Source organism: Planctomycetota bacterium, from assembly GCA_038746835.1.
GTDB lineage: Bacteria > Planctomycetota > Phycisphaerae > Tepidisphaerales > Tepidisphaeraceae > JBCDKH01.
In genome coordinates, this window is sequence record JBCDKH010000003.1 from 21,458 (window position 1) to 37,090 (window position 15,633).

General features: G+C 66.8%; 11 protein-coding genes. 9 read left to right on the top strand and 2 right to left on the bottom strand.

Annotated features, from left to right (window positions below):
* The first annotated feature begins 18 nt into the window (after nucleotides 1-18).
* The 9 genes from AAGI46_00795 to AAGI46_00835 all read left to right on the top strand — a co-directional run bounded on the left by AAGI46_00795 (nucleotide 19) and on the right by AAGI46_00835 (nucleotide 14,347).
* On the top strand, nucleotides 19-2,364 hold the full coding sequence (locus AAGI46_00795) for an O-antigen ligase family protein (GenBank protein MEM1010736.1): 2,346 nt from the start codon (nucleotides 19-21) through the stop codon (nucleotides 2,362-2,364).
* A gap of 64 nt (nucleotides 2,365-2,428) precedes the next feature.
* Nucleotides 2,429-2,707, top strand: coding sequence for a bL35 family ribosomal protein (locus AAGI46_00800; protein MEM1010737.1), 279 nt, complete (start codon nucleotides 2,429-2,431; stop codon nucleotides 2,705-2,707).
* 108 nt (nucleotides 2,708-2,815) lie between these two features.
* Nucleotides 2,816-3,193: a 50S ribosomal protein L20 gene (rplT, locus tag AAGI46_00805; GenBank protein MEM1010738.1), complete on the top strand. Its 378-nt coding sequence runs from the start codon at nucleotides 2,816-2,818 to the stop codon at nucleotides 3,191-3,193.
* 220 nt (nucleotides 3,194-3,413) lie between these two features.
* Nucleotides 3,414-4,778 carry an exosortase/archaeosortase family protein gene (locus tag AAGI46_00810; protein MEM1010739.1) on the top strand — a complete coding sequence of 455 codons (1,365 nt, stop codon included), beginning with the start codon at nucleotides 3,414-3,416 and terminating at the stop codon, nucleotides 4,776-4,778.
* 28 nt (nucleotides 4,779-4,806) lie between these two features.
* Nucleotides 4,807-5,730 carry a hypothetical protein gene (locus AAGI46_00815; GenBank protein ID MEM1010740.1) on the top strand — a complete coding sequence of 308 codons (924 nt, stop codon included), beginning with the start codon at nucleotides 4,807-4,809 and terminating at the stop codon, nucleotides 5,728-5,730.
* An 81-nt stretch (nucleotides 5,731-5,811) separates the two neighbouring features.
* Nucleotides 5,812-10,824 carry a tetratricopeptide repeat protein gene (locus AAGI46_00820; protein ID MEM1010741.1) on the top strand — a complete coding sequence of 1,671 codons (5,013 nt, stop codon included), beginning with the start codon at nucleotides 5,812-5,814 and terminating at the stop codon, nucleotides 10,822-10,824.
* A gap of 147 nt (nucleotides 10,825-10,971) precedes the next feature.
* Nucleotides 10,972-13,314, top strand: a complete 2,343-nt coding sequence (locus tag AAGI46_00825; protein ID MEM1010742.1) for an AAA family ATPase — start codon at nucleotides 10,972-10,974, stop codon at nucleotides 13,312-13,314.
* Between the two features lie 139 nt (nucleotides 13,315-13,453).
* Nucleotides 13,454-13,915 (top strand): hypothetical protein, encoded by a 462-nt coding sequence (locus AAGI46_00830; GenBank protein ID MEM1010743.1) that lies wholly within the window; start codon nucleotides 13,454-13,456, stop codon nucleotides 13,913-13,915.
* Between the two features lie 48 nt (nucleotides 13,916-13,963).
* Complete coding sequence (locus AAGI46_00835) at nucleotides 13,964-14,347, top strand: LysM domain-containing protein (protein ID MEM1010744.1); 384 nt, start codon at nucleotides 13,964-13,966, stop codon at nucleotides 14,345-14,347.
* A 36-nt stretch (nucleotides 14,348-14,383) separates the two neighbouring features.
* On the opposite strand, the gene AAGI46_00840 is transcribed toward AAGI46_00835, so the two are convergent.
* The gene (locus AAGI46_00840; GenBank protein ID MEM1010745.1) at nucleotides 14,384-14,962 is read right to left on the bottom strand and encodes an HAD family hydrolase; all 579 of its coding nucleotides are present in this window, start codon (nucleotides 14,960-14,962) and stop codon (nucleotides 14,384-14,386) included.
* Nucleotides 14,963-15,010: 48 nt separating this feature from the next.
* Nucleotides 15,011-15,535 (bottom strand): OmpA family protein, encoded by a 525-nt coding sequence (locus tag AAGI46_00845; GenBank protein MEM1010746.1) that lies wholly within the window; start codon nucleotides 15,533-15,535, stop codon nucleotides 15,011-15,013.
* Nucleotides 15,536-15,633 lie beyond the last annotated feature (98 nt).

Consider the following 15,633-nt stretch of genomic DNA (forward strand, 5'->3'; position numbering starts at 1 on the left):
GGGTAGAGTCGCTCCTCCGTGACGCGTGCACCGACTGCCCTCGATTGGCTGACGCGGGTGGCGTTTGTGCTCGCGGTCTCGCTGGCAGCGGGTCGGGCGATGACGTTGCTGTACCTGCGGGACACGTTCATCCCGATGCCGCTCCCGCCCGGCGAGCCGTTGCCGACGGACTTCCGCGGTCCCGGCGTCCGGGTGATCCTCGACGCGCTGTGCCTGTTGCCACTGTTGCTCGTGCTGCTGCGGCGGGCGATCGACGCGACGTACCGGCCGGCGATGTTTGGCGGACTCGCGTTTCTGATGGGTCTGTCGCTCTGGAGCTTTGCGAGTCTGCTCTGGGCCGACGATCCGTTCGCCGCGGCCGTCGAGGGTTCGACGTGGATCGCGGCGGCAGCGTTGGCCTGGGCGATCGCGGCGACGACGCGCGGCTGGGTTGACCTGCGACTGGCCTTCGGCCTGGCCGTCGGCGTGCTCGCCGCCAACGTCATCGGCGGGCTCTTCTTCCTGGCGATCGAGCTGCCCGAGACGCTGCGGCAGGTCGAAGAAGACACCGCCGGCATCCTGCGTGGCCAGAACATCGAGCCCGGCAGCTTTGCGGCAGAGCAGTTTCTGGGCCGATTGCGGCGGGGCGAGTACGCGGGCTTCAACGCCTCGATCAACAGCTACGCCGGGGCGATCGCATCCCTGATGCTGGTCGCGATCGGGCTGGCCTGGTCGTCGCTGCGATCCGATTGCCCGACGTGGCGCCACTTCGGCATCGTCGTCGGGCTCGTGTTCTTCGGCTGCATCATCGCGGGCGTCGGCGAACGGACGGGCCAGTCGACTGCGTGGATCCTCGTCGGCCTGGGCACCGCGCTCGCCGCCGTCGGGGCGGGCGTCGCGATCCAGAAGAACCCGACGAAGCTGGCGACGCTCGTCGTTCTCGTCCTGCCGGCGGCGACGTACCTCATGCTGCGGACCCAGGCCCGGGCGGCAATCGCAGCGTTCGTGCTCGTCCTCGGCGTGTTGGCGCTCGCGTGGGTCCTTCGGAGCAAGCTGCCGAGGTGGACCGGCGTCGGCATCGTCGGGCTGGTGCTGCTCGGTTTCGTCGGCCTGCTCGGCTACGGGCTCGCGACGGGCTCGATGCCGCACGTGTCGCTGCAGTTCCGGCTCTACTACTGGCTCGGAGCACTAGGCGTCACCGGCGACCATCCGCTGCTGGGCGTCGGGTTCTCCAGCTTCAGCGACGCGTACCTGCTCCACCGCGTGCCCAGCGCGGCGGAGGAGGTTCGGGACCCGCACAACCTGCCACTGCGTTTGCTGTCGGAATTGGGTCTGGTCGGGTTGGCGCTCGGGTTGGCAACGCTGATCCTGATTGCTTGGAGCCTTGCCCGACCAGCACATGACGCCGAAGCGGAAGCTTCGGGTTCGGGGGATTCGGGACCCTCAGAACCCGAAGCTTCCGCTTCGGCGTCGTCGGTCTCTCCGCGCTCGGTCGTCGTGCCCGCAGCCCTCGCGTCGCTGGTCCCGGTGGTCGCGACGATCGACTTCACTGCGGACGTCGGTTTCGTCGGACTCGAGGTGCTGCAGGGCATCGTCGTCGCGTTGGCCGTCGTCGCGGGAACGCTGCTCGTGGTCGCACGGTCGGCCGAACTCGAAGAGGCGGACACCTCACCTGCCCCGGCGGCGTGTGCGGCGGGATTGGCGATGCTGGCGATGCTGCTCGTGCAGTCGATGGTTGCCGTCGTCGCCTTCTCGCCGGCGGTGCTGTTTGGCGTTGCGCTGGTCACCGGCGTGCTGCTTGGGACACGCCGGGCTGTCGGGTCGCGCCGACTAGTGTGGACAAGCTTCGGCCTCGCCGTGGTCGCGACGGGCGTCTTTGTCGGCGGGTTCGTCGTGCCGATGGTGCAAGCCGAGCGGCTGGCGTTGCGGGCGGACACGCTGGTCCGACAAGGCGATCTGGACCTGGCTCAGCAGACCTACGCCGACGCCGCCGATGCCTCGCCATTGCCGAACGACCACTATCACGATCGTCGCGGCAGGGCGTTGCTGCTGATGAACGAGCCCTCCCTCGCCGAAGCCGCGTTCCGGCACGCGGCGGAGATCCGTCTGACGTCGCCCAAGTACGACAACATCCTCGCCGGCCTGGCCGAGCGGCGGGGCGATCGCGACGAGCAGATCGCCCGGCTGCGTGCCACCATCGCCAAGAACCCGACCGAGATCGCCTTCCGACTGCGCCTGGCCGCGGCATTGGGCGAGTCGACCGACGAGGGCCGAGTGCAGATCGCCGAGACCCTCCGGCTCAACGACGCCTTCGCTCCCGACGAGCCCGAGCGGCTGCCGGTGGAAGAAGTCGAGCGGCTCCGGACGTTGGCAGAGTCGCCATAGCGGTGAGGTCGCGCCTACCCTCCCCGCCCGGCGCACTGCGCCCTGACTCTGACCCAACGACCCGATGGCCTACAAGTACAAGCCCCGCAAGAGCATCAAGCAGCGGTTCAAGGTGACCGGCACCGGCAAGCTCAAGCATCAGCGGACCAAGCGCCGCCACCTACTCAGTGGCCGCAGCGGTGACAAGATGCGGGCTCTGTGCCGGCCGGACGTTCTTGTCGAGGGCCACAGCAAGCCGCTCCGCGTCGCGATGGGCGTTTCGGGCAAGAACCCGGTCCGCACCGCCCACGTCCGCCGCATGAAGGCCGCCCAGGAAGCCAAGGCAATGTCCAAGGACGCCTGAGCGACCACGAACAACTCCAAGCTGCCGGCACGTGACCGGCACGGCCAAGCCCGCGACGACGCGTCGCGATGAGCCTCTGGACCCACTGCAACCCCTTTCCCACCCACCATGCCACGCATCACTGGCGGTCCGAAGCAGGCCCGCAAACGCAAGAGGATTCTGAAGCAGGCCCGCGGCTACGTCGGCCCACGCAGCAAGAACTACCGCGCCGCCAAGGACGCTGTCCGTCGCGCCGGTGCGTACGCGACCGCCCACCGCAAGCAGAAGAAGCGCCTCTACCGGCAGCTCTGGATCACGCGGGTCTCGGCGGCGCTGCGACCCTTCGGCATCAGCTACAGCCGGTTCATTCCGGCCCTGCAGGCGGCTGGGATCGATCTGAACCGCAAGATGCTCAGCGAGATCGCGATTGCCGATCCCGACGCGTTTGCTGCGATCGTGGACAAGGCCAAGCCGCACGTGCACCAGCCGGTCGCCAAGGCGGCCTGACCTGGCGCGAACCGCTGTTGGGCTTGACACGTCCAACAGGAAGTTATCGGTAGCCACACCGCAGGGACGTGGTAGGCTCTTGTTCCGGAGGAGTCTCCGGACGTCCGACAACTCGGCCGCCTTGGCCTCTCGGATCGTCTGTCGGCTGCGACTTGCCGACGTCGGACGGGTGGCCCTTGATGCGACCGACGATCGGGCGAGCCCTCGTGCCGCGGGAGACATGTCTACGACGCCTTCACCTCGACTGGCCTATTCGACGGACGCCAAACCGGCGACGGACGAGCCGCGCGACCCGTGGCTGGGCATTACCCAGACCGCCTGGACGTGCATCGGCGTCGTCTTCGCCCTGATGGTCCTGCTCTATTGGCGAAACCTGGATCGCCTGTGGGACAAGACCAATCCGATCTACGGCCAGGCCGCCGACAATTGGTCGCACTCCGTCCTCGTCCCGATCATCGGGCTCGGCTACCTGTGGCTCAATCGTGAAGGTCTGCGGGCCACGAAAAGTGAGCCGGTGATGCCGACGACGCGCGTTCCGCTGCTGCTCGGCGGCGGGGTGGCGCTGGGCTTCCTGTGCTCGGCGACGTGGCTCTTCTCGCGAGCGGCGGGGGGCTTGGTCGAACTGCAGCCGTTCCTGCTTCCCGCGGCGGGTGTGTTCATCGGACTCGCGCTCGTCGAAGCGATCGTCACGCTGGCCAACGTCGGAGCGGCACGCTTCGGGATCGTTCGACTCACGGGCGGTCTCGCGTTCCTGCTCACGGGCATCTCCGGACAAGTGCTCGCCCAGACAGGCGTGCTGGAGTCGACCGTCGGCTCCAACCTCGCCGGCTACCTCGGCCCGCTCTTCTTCGCCACCGCCTTCCTCGGCCTGCTCGCACTGCTGCTCGACTGGGGCCTGGGATGCCTCATCGCCGGCGTCCTCCTCAGCGGCTATGGCATCTGGCCGGGCCAGAACGACTACCTCAAGGACCTCGGCATGGTCCTGGCGACCTTCGGGGCCGTTCTGACGCTGGCCGGTTGGGGCGTCATGAAGTACGCCTGGTTCCCGATCGCCTTCCTGGTCTTCGCCTTGCCCTGGCCGGGATTGGTCTACAGCAAGGTGGCGCTGCCGCTGCAGTTCCTGGCTGCCAAGGTTGCAGTCGTCGTGATGAACATCGCCCAGGTCGACACCTACGTCGAGGGCACCAAGATCATCATCGAACGCGCCGGCGGCGAGCGGGTGCTCAACGTGGCCGAGGCGTGCGCGGGCATGAGGTCGCTGATGACGTTCCTCACCGCCGGCGGGGCGATCGCGTTCCTGTTCGGCCAGCGTCCGATGTGGCAGCGGCTGCTCATCGTCGCCAGTGCCGTGCCGATCGCGATTCTGATGAACGTCGCCCGCGTCAGCGGCCAGGGCCTGCTCGACGTCTATGTCAGCGAGGACTTTTCCAGCGGCTTCGCCCACTACTTCGCCGGGCTGGTCATGCTGATCCCGGCCTTTTTCCTGCTGTTGGGTGTGGTGTGGGTCGTCGACAACCTGTTCGTCGAAGTCGACGAGGACGAAGACGAGCCCTCGACGCCCGCGACGACTCCGGCTCCTGCCTGAGACGAATGCTGATCATCAAGGAGAAAATGTGACCGCCTTCACCCCCGAGTACCGCTCGCCTGACACGCCCACCAACGATCCCGCCGTTAAGCGGAGCCAACGTTGGCGCGCGCTGGCGGCCGTCGGTGCGATCCTCGCCGTCGCTGCCGTCGGGCTCAATGCGGCCGTGCCGACGCTGAAGCTCAACTTCCGCAAGGAAGCTGTGCAGCCACGCGAGTCGATCTTCGGCATTCCGACGCGGATGGGCCCGTGGGTCATGATCGCCGACCACAAGATGCCCCAAGAGGTCGTCGACGAGCTCGGCACTGAGCTGTACGTCCACCGGCAGTACATCGACCTGCGTCAGGCCGACCCTGCGCTGGTCGAGGAGTATGAGAACGCCGAGACCAAGAGCGACGACCTCATGCGTCGCCTGGCCATGAGCGCCGCCGAGAAGTCGGGCAGCAACGGCATGTACCTGCACGTCGCGTACTACACGGGCAGCGTCGACACGGTGCCGCACATTCCCGATCGCTGCATGCTCGGCGCGGGCTTCGACATGATCGCACGGGACACGCGCATGCTCGCCGTCCCTGCGACGGGCATCGACACCGACGAGGGTCTCCCCGTCAGCTACAGCGCGTTCCAGGACCGCAGCAACGCCGTCGGCGGTGCCCGGCCAGTGAATCGCGTCGCCTACTTCTTCCACGTCAACGGCGACTACGAGCACGACGCCATCACCGGCGTCCGCAAGCGTCTGCAGAACCTGTTCGAAACCCACGCCTACTTCGCCAAGATCGAGATCGGCACCTTCGGGGGCGAAGGGACCGCGGCCGAGGAACGGGCGATGCAGGACATGACCGACTTCCTGACGGAGGCGTTGCCCGAGGTCGAGGCGATCCTGCCCGACTGGGACGCCGTCATCGGCAAGACCGCCTCAGCCGACAATGGAGCGACGGCAGCAGCCGGTTAAGCTCCTCATCCAGGCCGCCGAATCACCACATCGGCGACCTGCCATTTTCAAGCGCCCCTCGACCGCCACCCAACGCAGCCCATGGCCCGCAAAAGGCTCAACACCAACCTGCTCATCGCCCTCACCGCCGCCATCGCTGTGGCGGCACTCGGGCTGTTTCTGGGCGTCAACTACTACCTCGACAACCCCGACCGCGCAGTCAGCCGCGCAACCGCGTTCGAGGCCGAAGGCGAGTTCCGCAAAGCAGCAGGACAGTGGGGCCGGGCCTACCGATCGACACGCGACTCCGACTACGGCCTGAAGGTCGTCGAGAACCTCGGCCGGCTCACCGTCGATCCGGAAGCCGGCGACCAGAACCTCGAGCAGATGGGCCAGATCCTGGGCCAGCTCGTCACCGACAACCCCGACGACGCCGACGTCCAGCGTCGACTGATTCGTCACTACTCCACCGCGCCCGGCTTCCTGACGCGTCGCGTCACCGGTCCGACGCGCTTCGTCCGCGAGGCCGCTGAACGCCTGCTCGAAATCGACCCGACCGACTCCGAAGCGATCGTCTACTTCCACGCCACCTCGCTCGATTTGGCGAACGTGCCCAGCGAAGGCATCACCGAAGACGAGATCGAAGAGGCCCGAGCCGCACTGGCCGGGGTCATTCGGAATCAGCCCGTCAACGGCGCGGCGCTCTCGTCACTGCGTGTCGACCTGTCCCGGCGTCTTTCCGGTCTGACTGCTGACGAGGTGATCGACGAGATTCTCATCGAGGCCGAGTCCCTCACGGAGGCTGCGGTCGCGTCTGTCGAAGCCGACTTCACGCCACGTGAGGGCGAGCCCACCGATGCGGCTGAAGTGCTCATCGCCGCCGGTCAGATGTACGACGCCCTCGGCGGGCTTCGTGATCGCCAGGCCCAGCTCGCCATCGCCCAGGCCGCACGCGATGCCGGCGATGTTCCGGACCCTGTCATCGCCCGAGAGGCCGGCCGGGCCGCGTCCCAGGCCCCTCGCGAGCAGGCGGTCGCACAGTTCCGAGCGGCCGTCGATCGGCTGTTGGAAGGCGATTCAGTCAACTCGACGAGCTACGTCCGCGCCCACTTTTCGCTTGTGGAAGCCCTTCGACGCCAGAACGAGCTCGACGAGGCCGAGGCCGTGCTCGATCGCGTCGCCGAAGCCCGTCCTTGGGACGTTCGGGCGATCAACGTCTACGCCGACCTGCTCCGCGACCGCGGAAAGTTCCAGGAGGCACGCGAGATCCTCCAGGCCGTCGCCGCCAAGGCGGATGAGCCGCTGCCCGAGCTGTTCGGCTTTGCCGGCGCCACGGCCCGTCTTCAGCGGGCGTACGTCGGGCTCTACCTCGCCGATGCCGCGATGGACGAGCGTCGCTCCAAGCGTCAAGCCAACAACTCTTCGGCCAGTGAGCAGCGTGAGTTGCTGGAGATCGCCGAGCGCGGGTTCTCCGACTATTCCGAGAAGGCCGACCTGCTGTCGCTCAACCGCTCGTTCGCGGTCGACAAAATCGAAGGGCTGTTGCAGATCGCCCGCGGCGACACGTTTGCGGGCATGGACACGCTCGAGAGCGGCCTGCGTGACCTGGAACAGATCGACTCGCCGTTCACTCGCACCGAGCAGGTGACGCTGCTGCGGCTCCTTGCCGACGTCAACCGCGAAGCAGGGCAGGCCGGTTCGGAAACCGAGTACCTCGCCCGTGCCTTCAACCTTCAGGGCAATGTCAACGACGGCATTCGCCTGATGGAGCTCTACCGGCTCTCGGGCGAACTCGGGCGCGCTCGAGATATCCTGACCCGACTCGAGCCGATCAAGCCGTCGCTCACCCCAGACCTGGTTGCCAGACTTGAGGCGGCCGAGGTGCTGCTCACGCCGCAGGAAGATCGCGCCGCCGCGGTGGCCCAGCTTCCCGAGAGCACCGACCGCGAGCGTCGCATCAAGATCGACGCCGCCCTGCGTGCCAACGAGACGGACACTGCGGTTCGGCTGACCGAGCAGGTCTTTGCCGAAGCGCCCGAAGACGAGCGGATCGCGCAGGTCCTCGCCCAGCTTTACCTCCGCACGAACCAGCGCGAAGCCGCACTCGAAGTGGTGCGGCAGTTCCCGGACAACGAGCTCTTCAAGGCATTGGAGGTCGCTCTGACGCCGGGCTCCGCGGACGTGCTCGACACGATCGAGGACCCCGCCCAACGCAAGCTCTACGAGGCCCAGGTCGCCGAGCGCGACGGCCAACCGCAGGAGGCGATCGCCCTCGCGGAAGAGGCACGCACGCTCGTCGCCGACGACGCGACGACCGAACAGCGCAACGCCATTGATGAGGCCGTCTTCGACCTCTTGCTACGAAACGACGCGACCGTCAAGGCCACCGCTGTTGCAGAAGATCTCGGCCGACGTGGTGCCGACGGTGCTGGCGGCGATCTCTACCGCGTCCGCATTCAGGTTGCCGAGGGCGATCTCGACGAAGCGACGCGTCAGGTTAAGGCACTCGCCAACCGGTTCCCGCGCATGGCCGAGGCACAGATGGCACTCAGCGAAGTGCTGCGTCGCGTCGGCGACAATGCCGGTGCCGCAGACGCAGCCCGCCAGGCGCTCTCGCTCGCACCGACCGACGTCCGTGCGATCATCGAAGCCGCCACCGCCTTCGAAGCAGCCGGCCGAGCCGACGATGCTCAATCGGTGATCCAGCAGGGCCTCGTCCAGCGGCCGCGGGATCCGCGCCTTCGCCAGCTGGACGAGACCCTCACGCTCCGCTACGGCGACGCCGAACCGGTGCTTGCCGATCGTCGTCGTGCGGTCGAAGAGAACCCGGAAGACGCCACCGCCTGGCAGCGTCTCGCCGCCGCCCAAGCCGCCGCCGTCGAAAACGCCGTCCGCGGCGATGACGCCGCCCTCCGTGCAGAACGCGTTCGGGCAACGGTCGACACGGCACTTCAAGGCCTGGAGAAGTTCCCCGACGACGGACGCTTCCTCGCCCAGCTCGCCCGAGTGGGACGGCTTGCCGAGGACGAAGGCATTCAGGATCGCGTCCGCGAGGCCGTCCAGCGTGTCATGACGCCCAGCTTCGAGGAGACGCTCATCGACGACGCGTCGGCTGTCGGTGCCGCCGCGACCTACTACGCGAACGTCGACGACCTTCAGTCGGCCATTATCGTTGTGCGTCGTCACCTGGGTCGGCTTTCCGCCGACGCGCCGCGCGAGCAGCGTGCGTTCATGCTGCTGGCGTTGTCGCAGCTGCTCACTCGCGGTGGTCAGAACGAAGAAGCCGCCTCGGTGCTCGTCGGCTTCGAAGACGTGCCACAGGTCCAGCAGCGTCTGGTCGCGATGCTCGCCCAGCAGGCGACGCAGGCGACCGGCGAGGAGCAGGATCGTCTCTTCGAACGCCTCGCCGATGCCGTCTCTGGCGACGACGTTCAACCCGGACCGCTGCTCGCGGCAGCGTTCGCCGAGCTCAATCGCGGCAACGCCGAGCGGGCCGTCGAGCTCTTGGAACGCGCCGATCGCATTCGGCCCGATGACGGCGGCACGATCTACCTGCTGGGCGTTGCCCTGGGTCAGCTCAATCCGCCCGACCTTGAAGGCGCTCGCGACCAACTCGAGCGTGCCGCGGAGCTTCGACCGACCAACCTGGACGCGTACCGCAACCTTGCTCGCGTCTACCAGCAGCTCGGCGAACGCGACGCTGCCGAAGACGCGTACCTGCGTCTTCTGGAAGTCGACGATGCCGACCTGAACGCACGTCTGGCGTTGATCCAGATGCAGCTGGCCAAGAGCCCGCCCGACTACGCCGCCGCCGATCGCTACTTCCGAGCGGCCGAGGCGACCGCTGTTGCGGGTTCGCCGACACTGCTGATCGCGCGTGCCCGGATGGAGATGGACCGCAACCGCGCCACCGACGCCGTCACCTACGGCCGACGTTCGGTCGAGGCGTCGGTCGACGCACGTCGCGCCCTGGCTGGCAACGCCTCGCCGACGGCACAGGAGCTCCGGGCGGCGAACATTCCAAACTTCCTCAACGCCTACCTCGACTTGCTCTTGCGTTCAGGTCGCATCAGCGAGGCGATTCGCGAGATCGACTTCTGGTCGTCTCGTGTCACCGCCAACGGTGCCGAAGAGCCGCACTGGCTTCAGGTGCGTCGGGCCGAGGCATTCGCCCGCGACGGCCGCCGAACCGAGGCCCGTGACGCGTACATCCGCGCGTTCAACACCGCCGCGGCCACAGCCCCCGGCCAGGCCGATGTCGTCCTGCTGGAGATGGCCAAGCGCATCGACCCAGACTCGGCATACGCACTCGTCCGAGATCGCGTCGAAGGCGATCAGAGCGACGCGCAGGCGACGATGTCGGCCGCGATGATCGCCGCTCGGATCTACATCCAGGCCAACGAGAACGACAGGGCGCTCGGCTTCATCCGCAAGGTCCGGCAAGTCTTCGCCGACGAGGGACAAGAGATCAGGGATTCGACCGAGATTTTGCTGAGTCAGCAGGAAGGCACGCTCTACCTGACCAACACGCCGCCGCAGATCGATGATGCCGCATCGGCGTTCCGGCGGGCGTTGGAACTCGCCCCGGACAACGTCGCGGTCAACAACAATCTTGCCTACACGCTCACGCTGCTTGCCGATGCGTCGGAAGAGAGCGACATGGGCAAGGAGCGTCTGCTGCGTCAGGCCGTCGAACGCGGCGACGTCGCCCTGGCCACGGCGCGCAATGAAGCTCGTCGCCGTGGTGGCGTCGCGTCGCCGAGCGTGATCGACACCGTCGGCTGGGCACGGGCCAAGCTCGCCATGACCACCGGCGACGATGCCGGCCTCGACGAAGCGATCCGCCTGCTCCGCACAGCACGCGACAACGCCGAACGCGACGGCAACGCGTTCCCGGAGGTCTACGTCCACCTCGCCAGGGCCCTCCGCGCCGACGGCAATCTGAGCGACGCGATCGAGAGCGCCCGCGTCGGCCTCGACTTTGTCACCCGCCGCCTCGACAACGCCGAAGAGCGTCGTCCCGGCGACGAGCAGTTGCTGAACGAAGTCCGCGACCTCATTCGCGAAATGGAGAACGAAGCCGACGCCGCAGCAGCCCAGGAGGGCGTCGAGTAATCGGCGACTGACCTTTTTGGTAGCACCCGATAGCGTCTTAACACCTTGCTTTCAGACTGACCTTGGCAAACGGATAGAACGCCTCTTCAGCCACACGCCCCTTGCCGGACCGGATGCCGGTTGCCTTTTGACCCTTCGACCCGACCCATGACCACGCTTCCGCAAACGGTCCGACACGAGCAAGGCCCCGCACGCGGTCGGCATCGCGGCACCAACGGGCACGCCAACGGCCACGACAGTGCCAACGGCACGTCGCTCCCCGCACTGCCGAGCATGCCCGTCCTGTCCACGCCCGTCACCATGCCCGCCAGCGCCGGCGGATCGGGATCGGGCGGCCTCACGGGCAATGACGTCGCGCGGGTGCTGCGTGAGAACCTCATCTGGATCGTCCTCGCCGGCATTCTGAGCGGTGTCGCGGGTTTCGGGCTGAACCAGTGGCTCCTGAAGGAGCACGTGAGCTACAAGGCTCAGGGACAGCTGCTCGCTCCGCCGGAAGTACCGTTCGACATCACTGGCCGCGGCGAGAGCGTGCGACCCGTTGCTCGCGAGAACCTGGAGGTTCTGCTCCAGACGCAGGTCGCTGGCCTGAAGAACCCCGAGCTTCTCATGGAGGTCCTCGAGGACAACAGCGAGGTCCGCAACAGCAGCTGGCTTCGCAAGGAAGCTGGCATGGACGAAGCTTCGACCATCAACTCGCAGATTGCCGTCGAGAAGATGCTTGAGAACTTCAACGCGTCACCGCTCAAGGGGAGCCGACTCATCAATGTCAGCTTCGAGGCGGACAACGCTCAGGATGCCACCAACATCCTCCGCGTCATCACCAACACGCGCATGCGTGAGGTCGAAGAACTTTCTAGCCGCGACCTCGACCTCGAGATCCGCGAACTCGGCAGGCTCATTGGTCAGCGGCAGGAACGGCTCGACGACATCGATCGTCAGATCCGCGCGGTCCGCACTGACGGCGGCGGGGCCGACGACATGGCGGCCACCCGCACCGTCGTCCAGGGCGAGCTCGGCCAGCTCATCCGAGCCCGCGGCGAGGCGGAGGCCTCGGCTGCCGAGTTCCGTCAGGCACTCGAAAGCGCCCAAGACGCGATCTCGCGCGGCAACGACCCACCGATGGTCAACGCCCAGGTCGCCCAGGATCCGAAGCTCCTTCGCCTCGAAGCTCAGATCGACAACATTCGACAGCTTCTGGCCATCAATGAGCAGAAGCTCGGCGAAGGGCACACCTTCATCGAAGCGTTGCGTGAGCAGCTCGATGCCCTGACCAACCTCCGAGCCGACACCGAGGCTGACGCGCGTGCACGAGCGCGCGACGGGCTGATCGCTCAGCTCCAAACCCAACTCGAACTCTTCGAAGAGCAGGCAGAGCAGGCCAACGTCGAGATCGAGCGTTTCGACAGTCGCCTCAAGCAGCTCGAACGCGATGCCGCCGAACTGAGCCTGCTGACGCAGGATCGCATGGCCAAGTCGGCCGAACTCGAAGCGAACCGCACGCGCCTGTCGCTGCTCGAACGCCAAAGCTTCGTCCGCCCGCAGCAGCAGTTGCAGTGGTACGTCCAACCGGTCCCGCCGACCAGCCCGGACTTCCCGCGACTGCCGCTCACCGTCGCCTTCTGCATGCTCCTGGGCGTCGGCAGCGTCGTCGGCCTCGCGTTCCTTCGCGAGGTCCTCGACACCACCGTCAAGAGCCCACGCGACGTCGTCCGCGGTGGCGACATGACGGTCCTGGGCACCATCCCAGACGAGAGCGACGACCCCGAAGCCACCAGCGACGGCAACCCGCTCTCGCTGGCCATCGCCCACAGCCCGCACTCGATGACGGCCGAGCAGTACCGCATGGTCCGCTCGCGTCTGGCGCACGTTGCTCCGCTGGAGACCACACGCTCCATCCTCGTCACCAGCCCGCAGCCGGGTGACGGCAAGACGACGGTCGCGTGCAACCTCGCCGCGGGTCTGGCGCTCAACGGCCGGAGCGTGCTCCTCATCGATGCCAACTTCCGCCGGTCTGCACTGCACGAGGTCTTCGGCCTCGACAACGAGGTCGGCTTCTCGACTGCACTGGTCGACCCCGATCGCTTCGACGAATGCGTTGCCACCGTCGAAAACGTGCCGAACCTCCACGTCCTCCCGGCCGGGCCCAAGCCCGACAAGTCGGCGGCGACGGAGCTCATCGAGGGCAACGGCTTCCTCGACGTCATCGACCACGCCTACGAGCAGTACGACGTCGTCGTCTTCGACTCGGGCCCGATCCTCTTCACCAGTGAGACCGGTGCATTGGCCCCGCAGGTCGACGGCGTCATCAGCGTCGTTCGCGCCCGCAGCAGCACGCGTGGCCTGCTCGGCCGACTGCGTGACTCGCTGGCGAGCCTGAACGTCGAGCACCTGGGCGTCGTCCTCAACGCCGTCCGCAGCCGCGCCGGCGGGTACTACACGCGGAACATCAAGACCTTCTACGACTATCAGAACGTCCCCGCCCGTCGGTGACCTTCCGATCCTCTCGCAGGATCACCGTCGTCGAGTCTCAAACCATCACCCAAGCCGCTGGCTCAAAGCCCGCGGTTTTCATCATTTGCACGGCTGATCTGTCCCACTGCGTGATTCACCGTCGCGCTAACGTGCGTGCATGACGCAGAACATGCCACGCACGACGATTGTCGCCGGCGTCCTCTTGATCCTTCTTGGGCTGCTCGGCTTCGTGTTCGGCGGCGGTTTCGGCGATGTGCAAGAAGGCCTCGATCACGGGCAGAGCTTCACGAAGGCACTCGCTGACTCCCCGACCAGATCGGCTCTGATTCCACTCGTGCCCGGTGTTGCGATCGGAGTCTGCGGGGTCATCGCGTTGCTCGGACCGAAGCCTCGGATGATCGCAATGCATCTCGCCGTTTTGCTGGGATTGCTTGGAGCACTCGCAACGATGCCTCCGATCTTCGCCCGCGTCTTGCCGGGTAAGGCGTCCGCCCTGGCGATCGTGAGCGTTGTCGGAATGCTCGTTCTCTGCGGCGGCTACGTGATTATCGCGGTCCAGTCGTTCATCGCTGCCAGGAAAGCCCGCAAGGAGGCCGAGGGTTTCGAGGTCGTCCGGTAAAGGGCTGGCTCTGCTGGCTGTCGAACGCGTGGGCCGACGTTGTCGGACATGCACAGCGTGCCCGGCACCGGACTTCTGCTCACGATCGTCGTCGCCGGCTGCGCCACGATCCGGCCGCCGAGCCAGGTCGCGTTGCCCGAGCCCGAGTCACCAACGGCCGAATCTGAAACGGCGACGCCGGGTCACTTCGACGTCCTGGCCGTCGGCGACACGGCGACGCCGCAGTTCGACTTCACCAAGCCCGTCCCGACGCAGACCATTGTCGTCGGTCATCGTCAGCCGACACGACACGTCGTCGCGCCTGGCGAAACGCTCTTCGGCATCGCCCGAGAATACCTCGGGCACGGCGGCCGTTGGCGCGAACTGCTCGACTCCAACCCACGCCTCCAGCCGGACACGCTCGCTGCGGGCGACGTGGTGGTCATCCCGTGATGCGAGTGTTGGATTCGGTGATCGGGCCAGTCGCGGTCACAGGTGACGCAGCAGCTCACCCAGCGAGGAAATGGTCACGGCCGGTTCATCGTCGAACGGGCGATCGTCGCCGTGACTGATCCAGACCGACACGCAGCCGGCCGCGTTGCCGGCGGCAATGTCGAAGACGCTGTCGCCGACCATCAAGCACTCCGAACACCGGCGGCCGATGCGTTCGGCAGCGATGTGGAGCGGCGTCGGATCGGGCTTGAACGGCAAGCCGTCGTCGCGGGCAATCGTCGGACACGGCGGTAGTCCGTGCACGCGCCAGACGGTCTCGACGACCATTCGGCTGTTGCGCGTGATGACCGCGAACGGCAAACCGCGTCGGCCGAGCTCTTGGAGCACGTCGTGACACGCCGGGTCGAGCTCGCTCGCCTCGGCGTCGGCCTGCTCGTGCCGGTGTAGAACCCGCTCCGCCTCGGCACGATCCGCCGGCGAGAGCTCGTCCATCGCCTCCAGAATCGCCCGGCCCGGCGGCAGGCCGATGTCGCGGCGGATCGCGTCGAAGTCCAGCGTCGGCCGCGTCAGCGTGCCGTCCATGTCGAAAAGCACGCCACGCACGTGGAAGTCCATGCGTGGCGTGCTCGAGTTCAAACGGTAATGAGGACCGTGGCGGCTCGACTATTCGAGGATGACGCCCAGACCCAGGCTGAAGATGAACGTGCCGTCATCGATCGCATCGTCAGCGGCCTCGTCGTCTTCGAAGAAGAACTGGTACTCGACCTGCCCGAAGAGGAACCAGCTCTCGGCCAGGAAGTACTTCACGCCGCCCTCAGGACCGGCGAAGAAGGTGTCGGTAACCGAGTCGCCGTAGTTGTAGCCGAAGCTGGCACCGACGAATGGCTGCAGCTCGGAGCCGACCTCGCCGAAGTGGTAGTTGGCAAAGACCGCGGTGCTTCCGTCGAGTGCGTTGACGCCGATGTCGTTGTAGCGGACGTTCTGTCGGACGCCGCCTTCGATCTGGTCGGCGAAGAAGTAGCCGACGCTGGCGGTGAGGTCGAGCTGCGTGCTGTCGAACTCGACGTCGGTCTGCGAGTTGCCGCTCAGGCGGAGCTCGATGTCCTGCTCCTGGAACTGGGCGGACGCGGCGGACGTCAGACCGATGACCGCAGCGGCGGCGACGAGCGTGGTGGTGATGTAGTTCATGATCATGAAAGCGAAGCGGTTCAGGCGGTGACGGCGTCGAGTCGCCACCACCACACATCGGCCGTTGTACGTGCGTTGCCGCCTCGTGCGGAACGGGC

Bases quoted from the DNA above. Each gene is read 5' to 3' on its own strand.
- AAGI46_00825 (MEM1010742.1), top strand. From the start codon at position 10,972: ATGACCACGCTTCCGCAAACGGTCCGACACGAGCAAGGCCCCGCACGC.
- AAGI46_00810 (MEM1010739.1), top strand. From the start codon at position 3,414: ATGTCTACGACGCCTTCACCTCGACTGGCCTATTCGACGGACGCCAAA.
- AAGI46_00830 (MEM1010743.1), top strand. From the start codon at position 13,454: ATGACGCAGAACATGCCACGCACGACGATTGTCGCCGGCGTCCTCTTG.
- AAGI46_00845 (MEM1010746.1), bottom strand. From the start codon at position 15,535: ATGAACTACATCACCACCACGCTCGTCGCCGCCGCTGCGGTCATCGGT.
- AAGI46_00800 (MEM1010737.1), top strand. From the start codon at position 2,429: ATGGCCTACAAGTACAAGCCCCGCAAGAGCATCAAGCAGCGGTTCAAG.
- AAGI46_00820 (MEM1010741.1), top strand. From the start codon at position 5,812: ATGGCCCGCAAAAGGCTCAACACCAACCTGCTCATCGCCCTCACCGCC.
- rplT (MEM1010738.1), top strand. From the start codon at position 2,816: ATGCCACGCATCACTGGCGGTCCGAAGCAGGCCCGCAAACGCAAGAGG.
- AAGI46_00835 (MEM1010744.1), top strand. From the start codon at position 13,964: ATGCACAGCGTGCCCGGCACCGGACTTCTGCTCACGATCGTCGTCGCC.
- AAGI46_00840 (MEM1010745.1), bottom strand. From the start codon at position 14,962: ATGGACTTCCACGTGCGTGGCGTGCTTTTCGACATGGACGGCACGCTG.